Annotated in this window: 1 protein-coding gene and 1 pseudogene; both read left to right on the forward strand. The window is 62.9% G+C overall.

Annotated features, from left to right (window positions below):
* A pseudogene (locus ACK41X_RS23525) lies at positions 1-270 on the forward strand (cation transporter); the annotation flags it as partial.
* Between the two features lie 181 nt (positions 271-451).
* On the forward strand, positions 452-1,663 hold the full coding sequence (locus ACK41X_RS23530) for an IS256 family transposase (protein ID WP_409728771.1): 1,212 nt from the start codon (positions 452-454) through the stop codon (positions 1,661-1,663).
* Positions 1,664-1,762: the final 99 nt, after the last annotated feature.

Below are 1,762 nucleotides of genomic sequence, written 5' to 3' on the forward strand. Positions count from 1 at the left end.
GTGCCCGCAGGCATCGAGCACGCAGCCGTCGAAGCCTATCTTGCAAGCCTTCCCGGCGTGTCGAGCGTGCATGATTTGCACATTTGGGCGATGAGCACGACGGAAACCGCGCTGACAGCGCATCTCGTGCGGCCTGGCGCCGCGCTCGACGATGAGCTTTTGGAAAACGCCGCGCATGAGCTCGAGCGCCGCTTCGGCATTCATCACGCGACCATCCAGGTTGAGAGCGGCGGCCAGGAGTGCCGCCTCGCGCCGCGGAGTGTGGTCTAACGATGACATGCCTTCTGGCGGCGCAAAACATGCTGCCGGTGCTGTCGCGGGAGTGGTTGGAATTGGGTTGGCGTAGTCTCCGGGGTGCTGAACCCAACTGATTCCAGCGTTGGAGCGCTGGAAAGGAGACCACGCCATGACGAAGGATACCACGAGGACGGCGGCTGTCGCCGCTGACATCATGCTTTTCGACGATTGGTTCGATCCGATCGAGAACGGCATTCGCGCAAGGGTGCGCGGTTTCATCGAGACGATGCTGGAGGAAGAGCTGGACGGTGCCCTGTCGCGTCCGCGTTATGGGCGGCGCAAGGCGAGCCAGAACGAAGACGCGGCCGCGCCCCTCGTCGGCTGCCGGCACGGCCATCGCAAGCGTGCTCTGACGGGCACGTTCGGCAAGACCGAGATCGCCGTGCCGCGCGCTCGGATCGCAGGTGACGGGGGCAAGACGAGCGAGTGGAAGAGCAAATCGTTGCAAGCCTATCAGCGCCGCACCAAAGCCGCCGAGGCCTTGATCGCCGGCGCCTATCTTTCCGGAACCAACACGCGCCGCGTGCGCCGTGCGTTGAACGCGGTTTTCGCCGGGGCGGTCGGAAAGGATGTGGTCAGCCGCACCTGGCGCAAGGTGAAGGGCGACTGGGACGCTTGGAACGCCCGGTCGCTGAAGGACGAGCCGATCATTCGGCTTATTCTCGACGGCACGGTGGTGCGCGTGCGGCTCGACAAGAAGGCCACGTCGATTTCGCTTCTCGTGGCGTTGGGTGTGCGGGCGGACGGCCAGAAAGTGTTGCTCGCCGTCAAGAACATGGGCGGAGAAAGCGAAGCCGCCTGGCGGGCGCTGCTCGACGATCTCGTCAAGCGCGGCTTGCAGACGCCTGAACTCGTCATCGTCGACGGCGCGCCCGGCCTCGACAAGGCGCTGGCGGCGTTGTGGCAGAATGTTCCGGTCCAGCGCTGCACCGTGCATAAGCACCGCAATCTGCTGGCCCATGCGCCGGAACGTCTGCACGAGGAAATCTCGAACGACTACAAGGATATGATCTATGCCGCGACGAAGCAGGAAGTCGAAGCGAAGCGCAAGGCGTTCATCCGCAAATGGCGGCTGAAATGCCCTGCCGTCGCCGACAGCCTCGAAGAGGCCGGCGACAAGCTGTTCACTTTCACACGGTTTCCGCCGAGCCAATGGAAGTCGATCCGCACCTCGAATGCGATCGAACGCCTGCATGAGGAGTTCAAGCGCAGGATCAAGACGCAAACCGTGCTGCCCTGCGCGGAGACCGCGGCGATGCTGTTCTGGGCGCTGATGGCGTCGGGGCAGATCACCATGCGAAAGGTCAACGGCTGGCAAAGCCTCGCCGAGAAGCCTTCCGATCAGTTCCTTGACCTCGCCGCTTGATCGGCTAAATTGATGGAGCCTCGGAATGCGTTGCCGAATTCCAACACGATTCGCGACGGCACCAACAGATCCCCTTCGATAGACAAACTATCATTCGTT

This window comes from Pseudorhodoplanes sp. (assembly GCF_046289595.1).
Lineage (GTDB): Bacteria > Pseudomonadota > Alphaproteobacteria > Rhizobiales > Xanthobacteraceae > Pseudorhodoplanes.

Excerpts from the sequence above, each read along its gene's own strand:
- ACK41X_RS23530 (WP_409728771.1), top strand. The coding sequence starts at position 452 with ATGCTTTTCGACGATTGGTTCGATCCGATCGAGAACGGCATTCGCGCA.